The following is a 22,908-nucleotide window of genomic DNA, read 5'->3' as shown; positions in this document are numbered from 1 at the left end:
AAAGAGGTTATTTGTTTTTCTTCAAACCCTGTGAAATAGCACGTTTTAATTCAAAATCACTACGATATAAGTAATCATCAATTGCTTCTGCTAAACCGTTTTGTTCTACTGTGGATGTAAAATATTTAGCAAAAGTTCTTGAATATGAATCGGTGTTTTCCATTGCATATGTATATCCTGCTGTTTTGAACATAGAAATATCATTTTGACTATCACCAATAGCCATTACATCATCAACGGATGCATTTAAAAGATTATCACAAACCCACTTAATACCACTACCTTTTGATACACCTGCTTTTGTTATTTCAATATGTGATTTAAGGTTTACAATATTTAAATTGATACCTCTTTGCTTTGCAAGCTCACAAAATTTATCAACAAGTTCTAATGGTCCATAAGACTCAATTTTATGTAAATCAGATGGTATTTCACCTGTTTCGATTCAGTCGGTATATTCACAAAAATCACTAATGAATTTACGGAAACGATCATCAGCACTTTTTAAATAATATTTATGTGTACCAAAATAATATAGCCCTAATCCTAGTTCATCTGCTAGTTCTCAAACTTTTTTTGCTTCTTCTTGTGGAAGATATTCAATATGCAAAATTTCTTTTGTTTGATTATCAAAAATTAACGCACCATTCGAACAAATGATATATCGAGAGTGTACTTTTTCAGCTAAATTTTGAATTTTCGGATATGGTCCATTACCGGTATTAATGATAAAAGGGATTCCTTTTTCAACAACTTCATGAATTTTTGAAACATTTTCTTTTGTTAATTCTTTACTTGGAAAGGGATATATAGTCCCATCAACGTCACTAAATATAGCTCATTTTTTCATACATAAATTATAAAATAATTTATTAATTACATACACTTTTTATTATAAAATATAATAATATGAATTTAATTTTAGAAAAACTTAAACAAAAATATGATATAGATAAGCGATCATTGCGCATTTATTCGATTGTTGATTCACTGTTGTCATCGATTATTTCACTACTTAGTATTGCATCTATTTCAGTTGCTATTTATGCTTTAGTGGTGCTGGTCCATAAAGGAAACGAAGATAAAAAAGTTTTTGAATCAACATCTTATATTTTGTTAATGGTGCTAGTTGTATTTATAATTTTCTCATTTATTTTGACATTAACCTTGATTATTTATAAATATTTTGATCGTTCTGCTAAGTATAAAAAAATTGTTAATACTTTAAAATACCTTGATTTAAAGTATCATAGCAACCAAATTTCAAAGGCTGATTTAGAAGTGATTATTGATAAACTTTGAGAAAAAGCAACTAAGAAAAAGAAAGTTGGTATAGGTAAAATTCTTAAAGCAGAGTTTCAAAGAGGGATAAAATAATGCAATCAAAACGCGATTTAACACCAAGAAAAATGTATGGGAAAATTATCAAAAATGCCAAAATCAAAATGTATGTCTATGGAGTTTTCTATTACATTTTAAACCTTATTACCATTATCACAGCTTTTTATATTAGTATCATCGCGATATTGTTTTTAGCAGGTAATAATCCACACTTTTTAAACAATGTCAATCCATATAAAAACGACTTCATTAATAATTCATCGAACTATATTTTATTAACTACAATTATTAACTCGGTTTTATCATTAATATCAGGTATTTTGTCTTTATTTGTCGTTAATAGTAAGTTTATCTTTTATAAAAAGAAAGTTAAGCAACTTGAAATGGAATATGTATTTTATAAATCAAAATTGTATTTATATACACATAATAATGACACCAATAAATTTATTTTATACAAAAGAGCATTACATATTTTAGAAACTGAAAGATATAAATCAACAGCATTATTAGACATTCAAGATTATCAAAAAGGAAGAAAAAATGAGCAAGATCAAACAAGTTTATAATTCAATAGCAGTTATCCCAAAAATGCATATGATGAAAAATTATGTGCAAAAAAAGTATGTTCTTTGAAGAACAATATTCATACTTTTAAGTATTTTATCAATAGCAGTATCTGCATCAGTTGTGGTATTAAACCTATATTCAATTCGTTGAAATAGTTATCCAAATGAAACAATGGCTATGTTTGTTGCTATTTCATTTATTTCTTCGATATCAACATTCTTAATTTCAATTCAATCTTTTTTAAACTTATCAAATCGTAAAAATAAATTAAGAGACAATTTAGCTAGATCAAATGAAATAACATTGGAATTAAAAGCAAAAACAGACTTATCACAAGAAGATATTGATAACATTTCGGAATTATTTAGCTAATGCAACTAAGATTTTATTTTAAGGATTTAAGTTCAATAACAGAAAATAAACTTAGCAAAATCCAAATACAATGCGAGGATTTTGCTAAGTTTAATTATATAAATAAAGTAATATGTTTGTTTAATGCAAATAATGAAATTTTAACTAAAATACATAGTATACAGTTGAATAAGGAAAATATATATGATTTAAAAGTTATGAAAATTAAATTTAATTTGAATGATATTGATACCTTTGTTTTTGATTTAGATGGGACATTATTGACATCCGATTTTAAACTTTTAGATGCACAATTGAATGCATTAAAATACTTTGAAAGCAAAAATAAAAATATTATCATAGCAACCGGAAGACCCAAGTTTACCATTCAATCATTTATCCATCATATACCAACTCAGTTTCCACTAATTTTAGCAAATGGTTCGATGATATATGATTTAAAAAATGATAAACTGGTTAAATCATTTGATATCTTAAAAGAAGATGCATTTGATTTATATGATAAATTAATTGAATTAAATTTTGATTTTTTGTTCTATACTAAAGATAAAATGGTTGCATACAATACTCACTTAAGTGATTTTTATATAAAGAAAAATTATCCTAGCAGAGTTAAAAAAGGTAGATATATAGAAGCAAAAGTGGATTTAAAACAATATAATTGACAATATTTTAAATTCTTAGTTGTAAGAAGACAAAACGATGAAGAGATGTTTATTGAACTAAAAGAATACCTTAAAAATAAAGCAAATATTACTGGTGTAGTATCACAAAAACAATTTTTTGATATCACATCCAAATTTGCAACCAAAGGTAATGCACTAAAATGGTTGCTGGATAAATATAATTTAGATGCAAATAAAACAATGGTGTTCGGCGATGCTGAAAATGATATATCAATGTTTGAAGTTGTAAGATATTCAGCAACTACAGCTAATTCATTTGAAATAGTCAAAAATAAGGTTCATATGCATCTACAGAGCAATGATGTTGCTTGGTTAGCTGAATTTATAAAGAAAGACACCTAAGGTTAAAAGGTGTCTTTAAATTATTAAAAATTAAAAATTTGTTTAAGGATTTAAAACAAATTTAAGAATGATTTCATTTAAGAAACCAACTTGCTTAAAAAAGGTATGAAAATTTGAATTTAAATATTAAAAAAATGGCGGAACAGAGAGGATTTGAACCTCCGCGGGAGTTGCCTCCCCTACAGTCTTAGCAGGACCGCCTCTTCAGCCTCTTGAGTACTGTTCCATTTGAGACCTAAGTTATTATAACATAATAGGACTTTTACAAAGAAAAAATAAAAAATTTTTTTGTGATGAAATGTTATTGTTTAAGTCTTTTGAATATCTTTTGTAAAGATGCAAAAGTCTTTTGATTAGAAATCGAATCAGTTAGATTAAGTTTATTGTTTTTGAAAAATTCTGAATCAATAATTAATCTCCCAGATTCTGCTTTAAAATTTGTGCTTCAGTTACGGTAATCCTGTTTGTGTTTGTTATCAAAAGAAAATTCGTCAAGTGCATATATTGAAAAATCTTCTATTTTTATTTTATCATAATATGATATTTCTGGTTTAACATTCAAGGTTTTATATTTAATTTTTATAATAAGATAAAAGAAGTTTTTACCTTGCTTTATAAATTTATAATAATCTAATAACAGTTTATTTATAGAGGCAACAGCATTATTTTTACTTGTATTATTTTCAACTTTTATATTAACTAAAAACATAACATCTAAAAAATCTAAGATAAAATCATAACTTTGAGTAGTTGTATTAGATTCGCGATAAATATTTACAACAAAATCACAAAATACATTCTTTAGTTTTTGATAAACAAATTCTTCTATGATAAATCCTATTGCTGTTGAAGATCGAATAGTACTATTTTTAGATTCTAATAAATTTAAATCTTCTGCATTAACTTGTATTTAATATTTATACATTTTAAATATATTATGTAACTGACTTATCAAAAGAGATTTATATTTATTTAGTAAATTTCAATTATTCATAAAATACCTTATTTATAATTTTAGCAATTTCTTCGGATAATTTCGGTGGAACAGCATTGCCAATTTGTTTTAAGATATTACTTTGTGAAGAAGTAAAAATAAAACCATCTGGAAAACTTTGCAATCTAGCAAGTTCTCTAGGGGTCATAACCCGGTGTAGTTTTGGATGCAAATGAACTCCACCATGATTTTCTTTTACCGTAGTTGCTGGTCTATCATAAAATTGTCTTTTAAATGCATCGGAATAATTTTTCATCGGGGATTTACCAGGTTGTGTATTTTTAATTTTTTCAAACATTTTAGGTGAATGCTTTGAAAAAATATGATTTCATTTTACATCCTCAGAAACATTTTCTAAATCAGATATAGCATCATATACGGTTTTAATAGGTAGAAAAGTGTTTTAAGCATTTTAATTACTTTATCAACTTTTTCCTTTTGATGTTGTTTAGCACCGATAAAAATCACTCTCTGACGCTTTTGTGGAACACCAAAATTTGATGCATCGAGCAAGATATATTTTGCATAGTAACCGATGCTATGTAATTTATCAATAATTTTATTTATGACTAAATTTCCATCATGTTCTTTATACGAAAGAATTCCTTTAACATTTTCTAAGACAAAAAGACTTGGTTGAATATCTTCAATTACTTTGATGGTATATTTATAAAGCTGATTGCGATCGTCATCTTTATCTCTTTTACCAGCCATTGAATATCCTTGACAAGGAAAACCACCGATGATAACATCGATGTTATGCGCATAGTTATCCTTAAGATATTTTAAGACTTTTGGATCAGTAATGTCATTAACAAAGGCATCTTGGTTAAAATTAAGATTATATGTATCTAGTGCAGGTTTTCAAAATTCTACGGTGTCTGTAATCACAAAACCATTTTTTACAAATCCATATGTTAATCCACCACAACCAGCAAATAAATCAAGTAATTTCTTATCCATAATTTAATTATATCTTAATGCTACTTATAAACACATAATTATTGAAAATATTAAAAAAACAAGGATATTACCCTTGTTATTATTTATTTATGTTGCTGCAAAGCAGCAGTTTGTGCTTGTAAACTTTGGATGCCGGCATAAATTTGGAAAAGAACCGAAACAATGTTTTGTGGGGCTACATGTTTTGAACCCGGTGTAAGCAATGCTTTTGTATAAAAGTGCATTACCTTAGTGAGAGTGCTATAATCTCCACCTGTTGGGATTAGATTCATAATATCTTTTACAAAAGTATTTAACTTATCTAAGGTTTCTTTGTTGTTTAAATTATTAGTATTTTTAGAAGCATCAGAAGCTATAAATCCGGGTGCAATCACAGCTAAAAAGTTTGTAAGAGTTTTTTGCAAATCATCTTTGGTATATTTTTTAGTATCTTGTGCAACATCTGCTAAGGTTATTTGTGGAAGAACATGTTGATTAAAGATATCGTTATCATTTTGTTTTGGTTTTGGTTTTTGTTGAACTTGTTGTGTGCAAGCAACAACAAAAGCAACAGAAGAAATTGTTATGCTACCAAAACCAAGATATCATCATAATTTTTTAACTTTCATAGATTCCTTTCGGATTATTTAGCAGTTCCTTGTCAACCTAAATATCCTTTTTCGATTGCTTCTAACAACACATCCTTCATTTTTTTACTTGTAATGTATTTATCAACTTGTTGACCATGATTGTTATAGAAAATATAGTTGATTAACAAGTTTTTATCATAATAGGTAGCAGAGTTATTGTTGGTACCTCAAAATGAAGTTGATTTAGTCCCGATAATATAAGTATCGTCAAAAATACTTGGATTTGCTTTTGATGAAGCTCCAATAGCAACTTTTTTATCATTAGTTAGTGTATCTCAACTAGATTTAGAATCCTTTGTTGTAGCAGCATTAAACGCTCTTCTTAAACCATCATTTCAGTAGCCTTGAACATCATAATTACTACTATTTCAGAAGGTTGTTCCAGTTACACCAGCACCATCATGAATTCATCATAATATCAGCGCAGAAAGTCTAAATAAGAATTTATATTCAGGATTATTCTTTTTGTTATTATCAGTTGTATAGTTAAATGAATTATCTGCTGACTTTTTAATCATTTCTTTAAATGCTGGTTCAGTTAACACAGCAACTAAATCTGAAACACCGGATGCATTTTGTAGAATTTGAGATATTCCACCTGTTTCAAAACCATATGATTCATCTGAATTATCATTTTTAGATGTATCTTCGTTACTTGTTTGGTTGCTTTGGTTAGGTGTTGACGCGTCTTGTCCATTTTGTGGCTTTGCAGGTTGTGCCGGTTTAACCTTAGTAAAGTTATCAATAAACTTATAAATTCCTGTTTTATTTTCACGACTAGATGATTCAAATAATCTGTTTACTAAGGTTATATAGTTAGCATCACCGATTGAATCAACAAGCACTTTAAGTAAGTCTTTTTGTGCAACAATTTTGGTTAATGATATCTTCTTTTTATCATCAGTTAATATCATATATAAAGCACCATCCATGATTGCACGTTTTACTTTATTAGGATTATGATCCTTGCTAAAGTCAATTGCTTTGATGTTATCATAAATGTGTGTAATCATTTGTGATAATTCATCTCGTTGGACAAGTTGTTTCATTAAGTTTGTTAAAATAGTAGTAAATAAATTTAAATCACTTTCATCGTTTAGAGCAAAACCTGCTTTTTTAAGTGATGTGATTAATAATTGTGCAAGTCCTTTTGGAAGTCTTGGGTCAGGATTTTTAAGTACACTCTTTAATCATTCAGTGAATTTAGTTTTAAATTGTTCTGATTGACTTGATTTAAATAAGGTATTTAATGCACTTCATCAATCGTTATTTTTATTATATTCAGTTGCACGATCAATAAAGTCACTAAGAATTAAATTGATTAAATCACGGATATTAGAGTCTTTAAGTACTAGAGCGAATGCATCATTGATAAATTCTGGTCCAGTGAGTTCACTTTGATTTATAAAGAAAGAAGAAATGTTGATTGATTTAATAAATGTTTTGGTTTTTTCTTCGTTATTTAATAAGTTACTTACAATCGCATGGAACAACTCTTTAGCACCATCTTTGTGATCACTAATAACTTTATCATTAAGAACTTTCTTAAATAAATCAAAGTGCAAGAAATTAACATTAGTTTTGATGTTGTTGGTAAAATTGGTTACAAAGGTTGCTAAATCACTACTATTTTTAACTGAATCAACTGCTGCTGATAATATTTTATCAAATACACCTGTGCGATCAAATAATCCATCAAAATCATTAGCAACTGCATCAATAAATGTTGTTATATGATCATTTTTTTGGATATTTAAGTATGTTATTACATTATTGATAATTGCTTTGATTACAACTTTTAGATCATTTGAAGATAAAGCGGTTTTCAATACAGATTTAATTGCATCTTTGAAACTAGTTTCATTATTTGATTCATTTAGATATTTTTTAATAACATCTAAAACAGATTTAGCATCTTTAAAGGTGTCATTGTGATCGATGAAGTATTTGACGATATTAACAATGACTGTCTTTAGTCCATCGACTCTTAAAGCAGAATTAATAATTGTAGTGAATTGTTCTTTGTTGATAAGGTTATTGTTGACAAAGGTTTCTAGGTAACTTCCGAATGTGTTTCATAAGATTCCACCAAAATCAACTTGATTAATAAGAAGTTCAAATCCATTTTCAAGGAGTTTACTAAAGATGTCCTTGTTATCACCTTGTTTAAGTTGTGGTAGAGCAAGCATATTATTGAGCAATTGAATGAATTTTGCTTCATAACTTGGATCAGAAGCAAATACCTTAACTTGCTCTAATCATTTGTTAAATAATACACTTAATTCAATTTGTGTACCGTTGGTTGATAGCAGTTTTATAAGTCCATCGATAAAACTTTGAGAAAGTTTTAATGTTTTGTCAGTTACACCGAAGGCATCAATTAATAATTCAGCAGCTTTTTCTTGTTTTGATGCATCGATGTTTTTAAATATTGAAGCATAAGATGTTTTATTAATTTGTTTTACTAAAACTTTTGCCAAAAGTTGTTTGAAATTGTTAGATGTATATAATTTTGCAAAAATATTTGTTAATATAGATTTAATTGCATCTTGGAAAGGTTGTGAAGTAAAGATTTTTTGCACCAAATCTGATCGACTTGTAAAAGTTTTAAAGGTATCAAGTCTTGATAATAAATCATCAATAGCAGCAAAAATTTGAGTTTTTAAACTCGAATCATTAATTATTTCTTTTGCACCTTCTTTAAGTAGGTGTAAATCAGCTCCTAAATTACTTAAACTTTGTTTTTGTTCATCGGTTAATGCTTTATCAAGAATTTGATCAACTCATGCTTGATTTTTAATAAAATCGTTATATAACTTCTCTAAAATAGAATTTTTAACAACATCTCTTAGTGCATCTGTGAATGTGTTGAAGTTAGTAAATTTGCTTGTGTTGTCTAAAATATATTGTATAGTGCTGTCTAAAACTGATACAAATTCATCATGGGTTAATAAAGCATTTATACGATCTTTTAGTTGTTCCTTGGTTAAATTAAATAATGTATCAGGTAAGAAAGTTTCTAAAACATATGATAAATCTTGTGTTTTGAAAGTATTAAAGAACGAAATAAGTAGTTTTCTAAATTGATCTTTATGTTCAGAAATAAATGGTGTTTCAATAACTTTTTTTCAAAATTCATAGTCTTTGAAGTTAATAACTTTTGAAATTTCACTAAAAATATTTCAAGCAATTTGATCAACGTTTTCTGATTCAGAAAGTCCTTTGATTGCTGCACTAGCAACTTGTGGAAAGTTTTGCATCTGATTTAGTAAATCTACTAAACTTGGATAAAGTGATTGAAGTAAATCAAGATACTCATCTGCGATGTTGTAGTTATATCTACGAGCAAATTCGCGAAGAAGTTTTGCAACTGTATTTGGTAGATGTTTTGCTTGTGCCTGTGGAATCAAAAGTGGTGCAAGGTATTTATTTAGGATGTTTTTAAAGTCTGTGCTCTTTAATAATATGTTGGTAATGTCTCTAGGTCCATTTGATTTATCAAAAAGGTTAGGATTTAAAATTATTAATTTAATTGTATCTTCTAAGAAATTTATACCTTGCTGAGTTTGTAAATATGATGTTAATAATGGAGTTACTTCGTTGGAATCTAGATAAGGTTTTGCTGCATCCTTTGATAATAAATCTTTTAAAGCAGGAACAATATTTTTAGTAAAGATACCACGTTTATTTAGTTCATTAAAAATAACTTTAATAATTGCGGCTGCAGCATCAGCATTCTGTGAGATTCAAGGAGCAGAGATTAATTCTTGAATTTTTTCACTTGGTAAGCTGGTAAATTTATCTTTGATTACATCAAAGACTTTTGATGGAATTTTTGCAAATTCATCAAAAGGATTGTTTGATGTTTTAATTTCTGAAAGACTTTCTCCGATCACATCAATTATGTTTTGGGTAAATTTGTTATCATTGATTCATTTTAGGATGTGTGTAATTAAATCGTTAATAAATTGACTAATTTTTGGATCTTTGCTATTTAATCCAAAAGTTTGTATTGATGTTGAAAACGCATCAATTAAAACATTAGCAAAATCTGGATCATTAATAATGTTATTTAAAACAGCATTAATTGAATCTTTGTTGCTATCATAAGGAACACGTTTTACAATTTCTGTAACTATATCAGTGAAATTATTAGCATTATCTCAAATATCCACATTATCGATTATTGCATCTACACTTGCATCTAAAAGAGTATGTATTTGTGGTTGCTTAAAGATCAGTTGAACTAATTTTGCTACAGCATCAGATGAAATGTATTTAGAAACCTCTTTCTGCTTGTTAATAGTTTTGACAATTTCTTGCGAAATTCTTGCTAAATTATTTTCATCTAATGCATTTTTAACTACTTGTTTAGCAAAGTCCTTGTGATTTTTGAATAAATCTGATTGAGCTACTCTTTTGATTATGCTAAATAATATTGTTGGGTTTCCAGTTGTAGTAAATTTATCATAAACCTCTTTGATTGCATTGGTAAATAAATCAGGAAGTTTGATGTCACCTACAGTTTTAAGATGATTTAATACTGATAAAGTTACTTCATCAAAGACTTTAAATTCACTGTTTACATTGGTAATTAAGGCTAAAAAGTCGGATACAACAGATTCAACTTGTTCAGAAGTAATATTTTTATCAATTTGTCCTTTCTTAAGGAAATTGTAAATAATTTCAGTAGTAATTTTCTTAAGTTTCGGATTTGAAAGAACTTCAATAAGGAGATTATTTACATTAGCTGTAATTTGTTGATTTTGATTTTCATCACTAAATAAAGCACGAATGATATCAGGTAGGGTTTTAACTTCAGTGAATTTACTTGGATTTAAGATAAATGAATCGATTAATAAATCTATTAAGTTTTTAAGGTATTGTGATGAAATAAATGCTTGCGAAAGTTGATTTAAATCATCTTTTGTGAAGTTAAAATCACTTAGATTTTCTTGTAATTTAGAATTTAAAAATCCTGAAATCTTGTCTTTGAAAACACTTAAAGAGTTTTTTAAGATTGTTTTTAAAGCAACAGCGAGCTGATCTTTGTGTTCTGTTACTAGTTCACTTTGTGAAAGCGAAGCAATTAATAAAGCAAGGTTTTCAATATTGAAGACTGCATCCTTAAATACCGGAGCAACTTTATCTAAAGTTAATTGTCCCTTTGCACGCAGTTCTGAAAGAGCAGATTCGGTGTTATAGATTATGTTTTTAATTGTTTTAGCATTAATAATAGTATCAATAATTGAATCTTTACCATTTTTTCCACTGCTAAGTTTTTGATTCAATAAGTTAATTAAAAGTCCGTTTGGATCAAGTTGTTTATAAGTAGAATTAGTGGCAAAGAAGTTAAACGCATCTTTAGCACCTTCAAGTAAGTCATTAGTTAACTCACCGATTCTGGTGCTAAAGTTAGAAACTTTTCTTTCGGAAGCTACTTCTTGTTCTTGTTTAGTGCGAGTTTTTAAGTAAGCATCAGTGTTAAAACCAAGAACTTTAGCATTCGATTCCTTTACTTGAATTTCATATTTAGCAGTATCAGCATCTAAGTTTAAGTATTGTTGTGAAAAATCATAGTTTTTATAATCATTAACATTTAATGATGGATTAGTTATCTTAAGATAAATATCCATTGCGATTTTTTTGTAACCAAAGATATTAGGGTGAATATCAAAGAATAAGGTAGTAAACTTAGTTACATTATGATTTCAATAATCAGCATTAACTGCTTGAATGAAGTTTATATTAGCACGTTTTGCAGCCTCTTTAAGTCCGTTATTAAGGTGGTTAATAAGAAAATCAAATGGTGAAATATCAAAATTACCACCTAATAATTTATTAACATAATCCCTTAAAATATTGGCCATTCCAAACATCGGGGTTGGATAACTAATAATATTGATGTTTGCATTTGGGGCAAATGTTCTAAGGTTTGAAACAAAAGTTAATAATCTTTTTTGTGTTTCTCTTAATGCATCATTAAGTAATTTGGTAAAAAATGCTACGACATCAGCTGCAATTGCTTGTTTTGCTAAGTATTTTTTAACAATTTTTACAACATCATCTTTGGATGCTTGTTGGAAAAGTAAAAACAACATATCATTAGCAGAAAGTGAGAATGTAACTAAGTTAGCATCCTTTAATTTTGCTTTAACTTTTTGTGCATATGTTTTTCAATCCTTACCAAAAATGGTAATCTCATTCTTATTTTCATATGGTATTCCACTTTGATATGGGATATTAAATAAACGAAGTCAATCTAGTAATCTTGAACCAGAAATAGCGAAGTTTTCAAAGTCATCTACACGATTATTCTGGTTTAAAAGTCTCGCTAAATAAGCAGGATATGAAACACCAGAGATGCTTCCATCTGCTTCTTTTTTACCAGGATATGATCTTAACAATGTTCCATCAAATCCTTCTGTAATTGAATCACCAATTGCAACATATCGAATTTTTTCATTCGCTGGAATAAAAAAATCAGATTTATCACGCTGCGATTTAACTATTAACTGAGCTGAATGGGGGGGGAGATGCTCGCTTGAATTGCTTGGTGAAGCTGTGCAAGAAGCAGTTATAGCAGTTGCTGTAAGCAGCGCCATTCCACCTGTAAATAAAAATCTCTTTTTCATAAATGTTCCTTACTATCATTTTTTAATGATTAAGTGCTGTGTCAAGCACATTTAAAAGACTAATTATATTTAATCTTTTTAAATGTGCCTTTATTGGACAAATTTTACCTTTTGCAGTATATATAATATAAATATGTTCCACATTCTTGTTTCATAAAAATAAAAAATATTATTTTTCTTCAATTTTTAAGAAAACATTTTCATAATAATATTATACTATAAAATAAGATAATATTTTAAGAAAAAATCAATAGTGATAAAATTATTATAGTAATTTGTCATATAAGGAGGATTTATGACACCACACATTAGAGCAGCTAAAGAGGATATTGCTAAGACAGTTATTATGCCTGGTGACCCTTTAAGAGCTAGATTTATCGCAGAAAAATACTTAGATCCAGGTTATAAATTAGTTAACTGAATCAGAAATATGTTTATGTATACTGGAACTTATAGAGGAAAACCTGTAACAATTGCAGGAAGCGGAATGGGTTGTCCATCAATTGGTATTTATTCTTATGAATTATTTAAATTCTATGATGTAGATCGCATTATCAGAATTGGGTCTGCAGGAGCATATAAAGAGGATTTGGGTTTATATGAAGTTGTTTTAGCAACTGAAGCATATGCAGACAATAATTCGTTTAGAAAACTTGTTTTAAACGAAGATGATCACATTGCAAAACCAAGTTTTCAATTAAATTCCGAAATAGAAAAGATTGCTTCTGATTTAGGAACTAAAATTAATAAAGGAAGAGTACATTCATCTGATGTATTTTATACATCTGTACCACTTAAAAAAAGAATTGATGTATCGGGTGCCCTTTGTGTAGAAATGGAATCATATGCATTATTTACTAATGCACAAGCAACAGGTAAACAAGCGGCATGTTTGTTAACAATTAGTGATAATTTAATTACTCACGAAGAAACAAGTGCAAATGAACGTCAAAATTCATTTACAAAAATGATGGAAATTGCTTTAAAATTAGCGAGATAAAATGCGTGTAGTTGATATTATTGATAAAAAAAGACGCAATTTAGAACTTAATGAAGAAGAAATTAAGTTTTTAATTAACTCTTATGTAGACGGAAGCACACCAGATTATCAAATGAGTGCATTTTTAATGACAGTTATTTTTAATTCTATGACCACTAAGGAAACTGCATTAATGACTAAATATATGATGCATTCAGGTGAAGTTATGGATTTATCTATGATACCTGGAATCAAGGTAGATAAACATTCTACAGGTGGAGTTGGAGATAAAACTACATTAGCAGTTGCGCCTATAGTTGCAGCTTGCGGAGCGCCAGTAGCGAAAATGAGCGGAAGAGGACTAGGACATACAGGTGGAACTGTTGATAAACTTGAATCCATCCCTGGTTTTCACGTCGAATTAACTTATGAGCAATTTATTGAGCAAGTTACAAAACATAAAATCGCCATAATCGGACAAAGTGCTAAATTAGTTCCTGCTGATAAAAAATTATATGCATTAAGGGATGTAACTGCAACTGTTCAATCGATTCCATTAATTGCATCATCAATTATGTCTAAAAAACTTGCAACAGGAGCTGATGCAATTTTATTAGATGTAAAATGCGGGAATGGTGCATTTATGAAAGATTTAGAAAGTGCTAAGGAACTTTCTAAACGGATGATTGATATTGGTAAAGAGTTAAATGTAGATGTAAGAGTTGAAATAACTAATATGAATCGGCCAATCGGAAGAGAAATAGGGAATAAAAACGAAGTTTTAGAAGCAATAAAAACTTTGCAAGGACAAGGACCAGATGACTTTAATGAACTTGTTTTTTCTTCTTGTGCAACCATTTTACAACAAGCAAAAATAGCTATTAATGAAACTGATGCATTGCAAAAAATACAAAAAGTGATTTCAGATGGAAGTGCATTAAGAAAGTTTTATGACTTTGTGCAAGCACAAAATGGTGATGTGAATAAGTTGCAAAGTGATGAGTTTTGAAAACCTAAATACCAATTACATGTGTTTAATCAAATCGATGGATATATGGAAATTTTTGATAGTTTAACATTCGGTATCGTAGCTATGAAACTTGGTGCCGGAAGAAAAACCAAAGAAGATAGCATAGATTTTGAAGCCGGAATCACAATTCATAAAAAAACAAATGAATTGGTTCGTCCAGGATATAAACTTTTCACCCTATCTTCATCAAAACCTATTGATCCAACCCTTGTAAATGAATTAATGCAAGGATATCGGATTAATAAAACACCCGTAGAAAATAAAATAATTTTAGATAAAATGAGGTAAAAATGAATTATAACAAGATGATTGATCATACTTATTTGAAAGCAGAAGCAACCGAAAAAGATATTAATAAACTTATTGATGAAGCCAAAAAATACGGATTTAAAACCGTATGTGTGAATTCATCATGAGTTAAGTATGCTTCTGAAAAATTGCAAAAAAGCGATGTAGGTATTACCAGTGTTATAGGTTTTCCACTAGGAGCAATGATAACACAAGCAAAGGCACAAGAAGCAAAACTTGCAATTGATCATGGTGCTGATGAAATTGATATGGTAATCAATGTAGGTCGCTTTAAACAAAAAGATTATGAATATGTTTTAAATGATATTAAGAAAGTTAAAGAAGTATGTGGAAATAAAATTTTAAAGGTTATTATCGAAACTGCTTTATTAACAGAAGAAGAAATTAAAAAAGCTACAGAAATAGTGCTAAAATCTGGAGCAGAATTTATTAAGACATCTACTGGATTTAGTTTTCGTGGAGCGAATTTAAAAGATATTGAATTAATGAAATCTGTAGCAGGAGACAAATTACAAATCAAAGCAGCAGGCGGAATTTCTTCATTAGATGACCTGATTCAAATGCATCAAGCAGGGGCATCGCGATTTGGAACATCTAGATCAGTTGCGATAGTAGAAGGAAACCAATCAAAATCAGGATATTAAAGCAAAATCAAAGTTTATCAAAATAAGAACATCATAAAAATGTTCTTATTTTGATTTTATTCTTCCTTGTATAACTTTTTAAGGTATTCGTAAAAATCTTTGTTTTGTTCTAGGTTCATTAAAGGGGAAATGGTTATAGTATCGGATTTATTAAGATACTTTACTTCCATTTTTAAGTATTTAATCCCTACATAAAGAGGTATATTTATTACAAATCCTAAGTCATCTGAGTCAACTATATTGAAATGTAAATTTGTTTTATTATTATTTTTATAATCGGCAACAAGAGTACTCTTTTGTGTAGCATGACTGACTCAACTTTCATATATTAACAAATTTTTATTTTTAAAGAACTCACTTATATCTTGGTTATCCAAAAAGGTCTCTTGAAACTTTTCTCGGTTCATTTTTTCTAATTTTTCTTCTGTTAATGTATTTACATCAAAACTAAGATTCATAACAAAATGATCTATATGATAATATTTTTTGATATATTCTAATGTAAATTTATTTAAAAACTTTTCTTTTAATTCATTTTCGGAAGTAATAATTTCATATCTATTATTTAATAAGTATTTAAATTTACCGTTATTTTCTTTATTATCTCTTCATAAATCTGAAAAGTATTCATCATAAATTGATTTAATACCATTTTCGTTGTTATATTTATTAATTAGGGAACGAAATTTTTCTATATCTTCTAAATTATATTTCTTTTCTACTTTAACATCTGATGTTTTAGCAGTAGAACAGGCTGTCATAAAGAAAATCAAACTAGAAGAAAAAGGAAAAAAGATTTTTTTGAACTTTTTCATCTTATTTATCCTGAACTGTATATGTTAATGCTAAACTATCATCGATTGAATTATCAAACAATGCATCAGAATATTTTTTAACTTTCAAGCGGTATGTACCTGACTCTGCTGTTGTATATTCTAATATTTCATCATTTGATTTAACTGATGTTATACTTTTTACTACAAATCAATTTCCATTGCTATCTTTTTTCTCTAGATATAAATCGTAGTCTGAAAATAATTTATCTTCTTGCTTAGTATTGACTGTTTTTAGATTAAGTCTTTGGTTATCTATATGAGTATCATATCATTCTGCTTTTTCTTTGCTTAACCTTGAACCTTCGATGGAATTAGCTATTACTCCACCAAGAATCCCTAGAAATCATCATCAATTTACATTCGCATTATATGTTGGTAAGTTCTCTGGCGATTTTAGTAAACCAGAATTGAATAATCAAGAACTAGCACCTTTGATTTTTTTACCTGATTGCACATAAAATTCTTTTGTTGATAGAACAAAATCTTTATCCGATTTTGACACCTGCTTTGTAACTAAGTTATTTGAAGCAACTAACATATTTTCAAAATCTATTATTCCTGAACCATAGACAGTTGAATATCCGTTTGACTTATACTCTAAATTATTAACATTTGGTTTTCTTGAAGAAGCACCTATAATGGCTTTTATAGCTTGTAATCGGTTTTTATCATTATCTAAAAATGTTTTTTCTCTTAGCAGAGTTGAGACTAAACCAGTGACTACTGGTGCAGCAAAACTTGTACCATCAACACCAAATTTTTCTCAAATACCATTTTCGCTTTTATGTCATCTTCTATATAAATATCCTGGAGCTACAACATTAGGTTTTGAAAGATTTGTATACTTATCCGGTAATAAATAATTTGAATATTTAGCAATTGTTTCAGTCGGTTTATCTGTTTGCTGGTTATAATCTAATGCACCTACAACTATGTCATTAAAAGAGAGTAAATCACCATTTATTCATTCATTTTCTGTTTGTTTTTCATCATTCCCGTTACCAGAAGAAAAAATATTTACAACTCCATATTTTCTTGATATGTAATCCAAAAATAAATTATTTTCATTGTATGTTCTTCTATATTCATCTTTTTCTGGTCCATAGCTATGGTTTATAACTCTAACACCGTTTTCTTTAACCATTCATTCTATGGCTGTTTGTCATTGAGAATCATTAATAAATGTAGAAAAGAAAAGTTTTGAATATCTATCATAACCACGATCACCTACAGCAACATTTGAAACTTCATTAGCATGATGTCTATAATTTGAATTTGATACATTGTATAATTTAATCCCAAACTTTTGAAAATTTTGTAATTTTCCTTCATCTATCATACCATTTGATTCTAAAACACCTATATTTCCTACATTATTATAATATCTGTTATCTTCTCTTTCTTTTTGTTTTTTGAAATTGACTATTTCTAAATCTTTTGTATTATCTACTGTTATATCACGATCGAAATACACATCCCAATCTGTTTTATTATTATAAGATAACCGCTTATTTTGTATTTCATTAGGGAAAATTATACCTTTATAAATTTCTTTTTCATCTATAATGCTTTTAATGAAATTTTTTCTTTGAATTTCATCATCAAAATAAAATCAAACAATTGGCATCATCGAACTTATTTGATATTTTTTAAAATTTAATCTTTTCTTTTTAATTGCTTCTATAAATTCAATGTTTTTATCTTTTACCCAATTTTCATCATAAACAGAATTAGGTTTTTCATCAAAGTTTAATAAAAGTTTTAATTCAAAATTATTATTTACAGCAACATTTCTCACTGAATTGAAAAGTTCACCATTTTTATTTATACGAATTTCAACTTTTTTACTCTGATATTCAAGATATCAAGGTTTTTTATTTATTTTTGTTGTATTTGTTAAACCAATTGCAGCAAAAGTTACAATAGAACCAAAAAATAAGGTTCCAAAAGAAATAATTTTTTTAATCTTTTTTTTCAATATAATATCTCCTTATCATAATATTTTGTAAGAAATTAATTAAGTATACGATTTCTTACATTTTTATTTTATAATAAATGAGAAAAAGAGTTTAGAAAATGATATAAAAAGTCATTTAAACTTTTTATATCTGCAAATTTTATGGAAAAGAAATATGCATTTATACTTATAATACTATTTACCCAACACCTTTTAATATTTTCTTTTGCTTTTGCTTTGTTATTCATAGCAAGTTCTTTTTTATAATTAATTCTTTTTATCTTTTCTAAATCATTTTTAGCATAAATAGCATTTAAATAAGTAAATAAATAGTTAGATGATGCTTTATTAAACTCGCTAGCATCAGCAGCATCGTACCTCCAGTAAGAATCTAATTTAACATTTCTAGTAATTTTGAAATATTGTTATTTGTGTATAGAATTTTTATTATAAAAGTTATTGATAAATAACATATAAGCCGTGATTAGAGCGTACAACTCTCCTGAGCTGGTCACGTAAAAAAAATTGGTCATATTGCGATATATGTTTCCAACTACTAAGTACACGGTTTATCAGCTGGATTTTTTAAATCCAAAATCTCAACAAAAATGTGTATAATTTAATATATTTAATTATTTAACTATAAACAAGATAAAAAAGGAGAAAAATGGATAAGGAAACATATTTATTTGCCATTGACTTAGATGGTACAACATTGCAATCCAGTGCTACCGGGGAAGTGCACGAACAAACAAAAAATGCAATAAATCGTGCTGTTTCAGAAGGTCATATTGTATGTATTTTAACAGGTAGACCATGAAGAAGTACTAAAAGTATTTATGAGGCATTAAAATTGGATACTGTTGTTTCTAATTATAATGGAGCACACATTCACAGACCTTATGATGAAAGTTTTATCCCTTATATAAAATATTTAAACTTAAATGAAGCTCTTTATATTTTAGGTGATGAAAAAGTCCAGCAGGAAGTTTCTAATATTGCAATTGAAGGACCAGATTGAGTGCAATTACAACATCGTGATGAAGACTTAGAAAAAGTTTTTGGATTTTCTACAACAGCAAAATTAAAAATAGGTTTAGACTTTCATAAAATACCTTTAATGCCAACAGGAATAATTTTTGATGTGAAAAAAACAACAGATGTTGAATCATTAAGGCAATACTTAAAATCAAGATATGGTGATTTAGCAGAGTTTTCATATTGGTCAAAAGGGGAAGGATTAAGTCCTGTGTTTGATATGACTAATATTACTGCTAACAAAGGGAAAGCATTGAGTATGTTGATTCGTTACTATGATGTAAAAATTGAGAATACAGTTGCAATAGGAGATGGTTTTAATGATGTTCCTATGTTTAAGGTTGCTAATGTTTCTGTAGCTATGGGAAATTCAACTAGAGAAGTAAAAAGATATGCGACCGTAAAGATTGCAAAAACAAACAAAGATGGTGGAGTAGGTTGATATATAAATAAATTTTTAGATAATCCAGAACTTGAAAAAGCTAAATCTAATGAAAAACGCAGAAAGAGAAGTCAAGAGGAAGATTAGTGAGATTACTTGATGTTTTTAATCAATTATATAAAAATAAGGAGATAATAGGTATAGATGAAACAGGAGTAGGTGATTTTTTCACCCCAGTCATAGGTGTTTGTGCATTTTTACCTAAGAATTTACATTTATGAGCAACTGAATTAGGTATAAAGGATTCAAAGTTATTAACTGATAATAGAATCCAGATATTAGCAAAGGAATTGATAAAAAAGATTCCATATACCAAATACGTACTCACTCAGAGTGGTTATAATAAGTTAGTATCAAAAAAATATAATGCAAATGAAATCAAATATTTTATTCATATGCATTGTTTAGAACATTTTTTTGATAAATATAACAATATAAATGTAAAAGATTTTGCAGTATTAGTTGATCAATATTCAACTTTTAACTCAATTTTAAAGTATCAAAAAAAATTTAATGAAATAAATTTATTTAATGATCTTGATAAAAAAGATATTGATATTATTTATCAAAAAAAAGCCGAATCTATAAATTTATCTGTTGCGTGCGCATCCATAATAGCTCGTTATTATTTAATAGAGTATATGAATAAACAAAGAAGTGAATGAAATTATGAATTTGCTTATGGGGCAAGTTCAAAAGTAAAACAACAAGTGAAAGAGTTTGCATTAAAACATGGTGAAGAGTCGTTAGAAAAAGTATGTAAAACCAGTTTTAAATTATAAAGCGACATTTTGCCGTTTTTTATCAACAATTATAAAGATTTTGATACAATAAATAAAAAGGAGAAATTAATGGAAAAATATAGTGAACAAGAACAAATTCGAAGAAAAAAACTACAAATATATGAACAATTAGGAGTTGAAGCATTTGCTAAAGCAGATAACCTAAAAGAACTTTCTTATTCAGATGATATTGAAAAAGCATACTCAAATGTAACAAAAGAACATCTTGAAGAAAAACCGCATTTTCTTGCTATCGCAGGACGTATTATGACTATGCGTGGACCTTTTATTTTATTGAAAGACTATCACGGAAAGATGCAGGTATATTTTAATAAAAAACAAGATGAACAATTAGCAAAATTAGTTGATACCTTAGATTTAGGTGATATTATCTATGTTGAAGGTAGTGTGATGAAGACAAACACAGGTGCTGTGACTGTTAAAGCAACACATATAAAATTACTTACAAAAGCACTAAAACCATTACCTGATAAATATCACGGACTAAGTGATGTAGAAGAAAGATATCGTAAAAGATATGTGGATTTAATTGTTAATGATGAAGTTAAAGATGTATTTTGGATCAGAACAAAAATTATTTCGCAAATTCGTAAATACTTTGATGCATTAGAATATATGGAAGTTGAAACACCATTTTTAAATGATTATTTATCCGGTGCTGCTGCTCGTCCATTCACTACACATCATAATGCTCTTGATCAAGAATTCGTTCTTAGAATCGCAACAGAAATTCCTCTTAAAAAGTTGGTAGTAGGAGGAATTGACCGTGTTTATGAAATTGGACGTATATTCAGAAATGAAGGAATTGATACTACACATAACCCTGAATTTACTTCAATAGAGTTTTATGAAGCATACTCTAATTTAGAAGGAATGATGAATCGCACTGAAACATTATTGAAAACAATTGCAAGAAATCTCGGTAAAGAAAAAGTCATAAATAAAGGTGTAGAAATTGATTTATCAAAACCTTTTAAACGTCTAGATATGGTAGATGCGGTTTCTGAAGCAACTAATGTAGATTTTAGAAATATTTCACTTGAACAAGCAATAGAAGTAGCAAAAAACAATGGAGTAAAGATACAAAAATTCTTTAAATTAGGTCATATCATAAATGAACTATTTGAAGAATTAATCGAAAAAACCTTGATACAACCAACCTTTGTTTATGGACATCCAATTGAAATTTCTCCTTTAACAGCTAAATCAAAAGATCCAAGATTTACCGAACGTGCTGAATTATTTATAAATACCAAAGAATATGCAAATATGTATACTGAGTTGAGTGATCCAATTGATCAATTGCAAAGATTCCAAGAACAGTTACAAGAAAAAGAAAACGGAAATGACGAAGCAAGTGATATAGATTGAGATTTTGTTGATTCGTTAGAATATGGAATGCCACCTACTGGTGGATGTGGGATTGGAATTGATCGACTTACTATGTTATTTACTGAAAAAGATTCGATTCGCGATGTGCTTTTATTCCCTACATTAAAGAGAAAAAATCATAAATAAAAAAATTATATAGGTATAAAAATTTCATATTTTATTTTTATACCTATATAATAGACATAAAAAAACATAGTTATAAAACTATGTTTTTTGATATTTACGGTATAATATACTAGCAATAACCAAGATTATGGCGGTTGTGGTGAAGTGGTTAACACAGCGGGTTGTGGTCCCGTCATCCGCGGGTTCGAATCCCGTCAACCGCCCCATTGGTTATTTTTTATATCCTTTTTTTAACTTGTTAGTTTTAAGGAATTAAAAATTTAAAATCTCTGTATAATGTTTCTTTTGATAGATTAGTTATAAATTGAAAGTTGTAGTATATAATTTGATATCTTATTCTTTCTTTATCTCTATAATATGATTTTTACATAATATCCGTGGGTTAAAAGGAGAATAATGAAAAGAAAACCAGATATACTATTACACAAATTTTTTGAAAACTGAATCTTAGTATATAAAAAAGATTCAATAAGGGATGTTAGTTATAAAAAATATGAACTAACCTTAAGATGACTTATTAAACTAGCACCCAATCTTAAACTAAGTAATTTAGATCGCTATGTATATCAAAAATTATTAAACGAATATGCATTAACCCATGAAAGACAAACTACTATGGATTTTCATCATCATCTTAAGGGTTGCATATTGGATGCACTAGATGATGGTTATTTACAAAGCGATCCGACTCGAAAGGTAGTTATTAAAGGAAAAAATCCTAGAGAAAAAAGACAAAAATATCTTAATCAATTTCAACTGCAATTGCTTCTTAAAACACTAAAATTAGATTCACAATTAAACATAGATTGATTAATTTTGT

The 22,908-nt window shown here is 28.0% G+C and carries 18 protein-coding genes, 2 tRNA genes and 1 pseudogene; 12 read left to right on the top strand and 9 right to left on the bottom strand.

What is annotated here, in order from left to right:
* Positions 1–7 precede the first annotated feature (7 nt).
* Positions 8–850, bottom strand: a complete 843-nt coding sequence (locus ACXYRN_RS03105; RefSeq protein ID WP_458607633.1) for a Cof-type HAD-IIB family hydrolase — start codon at positions 848–850, stop codon at positions 8–10.
* Positions 851–909: 59 nt separating this feature from the next.
* On the opposite strand from ACXYRN_RS03105, the gene ACXYRN_RS03100 reads away from it, so the two are divergent.
* From ACXYRN_RS03100 to ACXYRN_RS03085, 4 genes are read left to right on the top strand one after another with little or no spacing between them, the layout of a single operon-like run.
* On the top strand, positions 910–1,377 hold the full coding sequence (locus ACXYRN_RS03100) for a hypothetical protein (RefSeq protein ID WP_435129835.1): 468 nt from the start codon (positions 910–912) through the stop codon (positions 1,375–1,377).
* Complete coding sequence (locus tag ACXYRN_RS03095; protein ID WP_458607632.1) at positions 1,377–1,910, top strand: DUF4231 domain-containing protein; 534 nt, start codon at positions 1,377–1,379, stop codon at positions 1,908–1,910. The genes ACXYRN_RS03100 and ACXYRN_RS03095 overlap by 1 nt, the downstream gene beginning before the upstream one ends.
* Positions 1,885–2,283, top strand: a complete 399-nt coding sequence (locus ACXYRN_RS03090; RefSeq protein WP_435129829.1) for a hypothetical protein — start codon at positions 1,885–1,887, stop codon at positions 2,281–2,283. The genes ACXYRN_RS03095 and ACXYRN_RS03090 overlap by 26 nt, the downstream gene beginning before the upstream one ends.
* Positions 2,283–3,311: an HAD family hydrolase gene (locus ACXYRN_RS03085; RefSeq protein WP_458607631.1), complete on the top strand. Its 1,029-nt coding sequence runs from the start codon at positions 2,283–2,285 to the stop codon at positions 3,309–3,311. Before ACXYRN_RS03090 ends, ACXYRN_RS03085 begins: the two co-directional genes overlap by 1 nt.
* 135 nt (positions 3,312–3,446) lie before the next feature.
* Here the strand turns inward: ACXYRN_RS03085 and ACXYRN_RS03080 are convergent.
* The 6 genes from ACXYRN_RS03080 to ACXYRN_RS03055 form a co-directional block, all read right to left on the bottom strand.
* Positions 3,447–3,537 (bottom strand) — tRNA-Ser (locus tag ACXYRN_RS03080).
* Between the two features lie 75 nt (positions 3,538–3,612).
* Entirely contained in the window at positions 3,613–4,221 is a 609-nt protein-coding gene (locus ACXYRN_RS03075) for a UpaP162 family type II restriction enzyme (RefSeq protein ID WP_458607640.1), read from the bottom strand.
* Between the two features lie 76 nt (positions 4,222–4,297).
* A complete protein-coding gene (locus tag ACXYRN_RS03070; protein WP_458607630.1) occupies positions 4,298–4,603 on the bottom strand; it encodes a DNA cytosine methyltransferase in 306 nt (101 codons plus the stop codon).
* A 56-nt stretch (positions 4,604–4,659) separates the two neighbouring features.
* On the bottom strand, positions 4,660–5,268 hold the full coding sequence (locus ACXYRN_RS03065) for a DNA cytosine methyltransferase (RefSeq protein ID WP_458607629.1): 609 nt from the start codon (positions 5,266–5,268) through the stop codon (positions 4,660–4,662).
* Positions 5,269–5,351: 83 nt separating this feature from the next.
* Positions 5,352–5,876, bottom strand: a complete 525-nt coding sequence (locus ACXYRN_RS03060) for a hypothetical protein (RefSeq protein WP_458607628.1) — start codon at positions 5,874–5,876, stop codon at positions 5,352–5,354.
* A gap of 14 nt (positions 5,877–5,890) precedes the next feature.
* The gene (locus tag ACXYRN_RS03055; protein WP_458607627.1) at positions 5,891–12,532 is read right to left on the bottom strand and encodes an SGNH/GDSL hydrolase family protein; all 6,642 of its coding nucleotides are present in this window, start codon (positions 12,530–12,532) and stop codon (positions 5,891–5,893) included.
* A gap of 295 nt (positions 12,533–12,827) precedes the next feature.
* On the opposite strand from ACXYRN_RS03055, the gene deoD reads away from it, so the two are divergent.
* The 3 genes from deoD to deoC are packed head-to-tail and all read left to right on the top strand — an operon-like array spanning position 12,828 to position 15,494.
* Positions 12,828–13,532, top strand: a complete 705-nt coding sequence (deoD, locus tag ACXYRN_RS03050) for a purine-nucleoside phosphorylase (RefSeq protein WP_458607626.1) — start codon at positions 12,828–12,830, stop codon at positions 13,530–13,532.
* A 1-nt stretch (position 13,533) separates the two neighbouring features.
* Positions 13,534–14,829 (top strand): thymidine phosphorylase, encoded by a 1,296-nt coding sequence (locus ACXYRN_RS03045; RefSeq protein ID WP_458607625.1) that lies wholly within the window; start codon positions 13,534–13,536, stop codon positions 14,827–14,829.
* A 2-nt stretch (positions 14,830–14,831) separates the two neighbouring features.
* Complete coding sequence (gene deoC / locus ACXYRN_RS03040; protein WP_458597944.1) at positions 14,832–15,494, top strand: deoxyribose-phosphate aldolase; 663 nt, start codon at positions 14,832–14,834, stop codon at positions 15,492–15,494.
* Positions 15,495–15,550: 56 nt separating this feature from the next.
* Here the strand turns inward: deoC and ACXYRN_RS03035 are convergent, their stop codons facing one another.
* Together ACXYRN_RS03035 and ACXYRN_RS03030 are read right to left on the bottom strand one after the other, a co-directional pair.
* A complete protein-coding gene (locus tag ACXYRN_RS03035) occupies positions 15,551–16,309 on the bottom strand; it encodes a hypothetical protein (protein WP_458607624.1) in 759 nt (252 codons plus the stop codon).
* Position 16,310: 1 nt separating this feature from the next.
* The gene (locus tag ACXYRN_RS03030; RefSeq protein WP_458607623.1) at positions 16,311–18,308 is read right to left on the bottom strand and encodes a S8 family serine peptidase; all 1,998 of its coding nucleotides are present in this window, start codon (positions 18,306–18,308) and stop codon (positions 16,311–16,313) included.
* Positions 18,309–18,954: 646 nt separating this feature from the next.
* On the opposite strand from ACXYRN_RS03030, the gene ACXYRN_RS03025 reads away from it, so the two are divergent.
* From ACXYRN_RS03025 to ACXYRN_RS03005, 5 genes and pseudogenes are all read left to right on the top strand, one after another.
* Positions 18,955–19,854: a Cof-type HAD-IIB family hydrolase gene (locus ACXYRN_RS03025; RefSeq protein ID WP_435128813.1), complete on the top strand. Its 900-nt coding sequence runs from the start codon at positions 18,955–18,957 to the stop codon at positions 19,852–19,854.
* Positions 19,854–20,549: a ribonuclease HIII gene (locus ACXYRN_RS03020; protein ID WP_458607622.1), complete on the top strand. Its 696-nt coding sequence runs from the start codon at positions 19,854–19,856 to the stop codon at positions 20,547–20,549. The genes ACXYRN_RS03025 and ACXYRN_RS03020 overlap by 1 nt, the downstream gene beginning before the upstream one ends.
* A 69-nt stretch (positions 20,550–20,618) precedes the next feature.
* Positions 20,619–22,088 (top strand): lysine--tRNA ligase, encoded by a 1,470-nt coding sequence (lysS, locus tag ACXYRN_RS03015; RefSeq protein WP_458607621.1) that lies wholly within the window; start codon positions 20,619–20,621, stop codon positions 22,086–22,088.
* A 130-nt stretch (positions 22,089–22,218) separates the two neighbouring features.
* Positions 22,219–22,294 (top strand) — tRNA-His (locus ACXYRN_RS03010).
* Between the two features lie 190 nt (positions 22,295–22,484).
* Positions 22,485–22,908, top strand: a pseudogene (locus ACXYRN_RS03005) (site-specific integrase); the annotation flags it as partial.

The sequence above is a fragment of the Mycoplasma sp. 4423 genome (assembly GCF_054353855.1).
The sequence above is the reverse complement of the archived record's forward strand: the minus strand, read 5'-3'. Positions and strand labels throughout refer to the sequence as shown.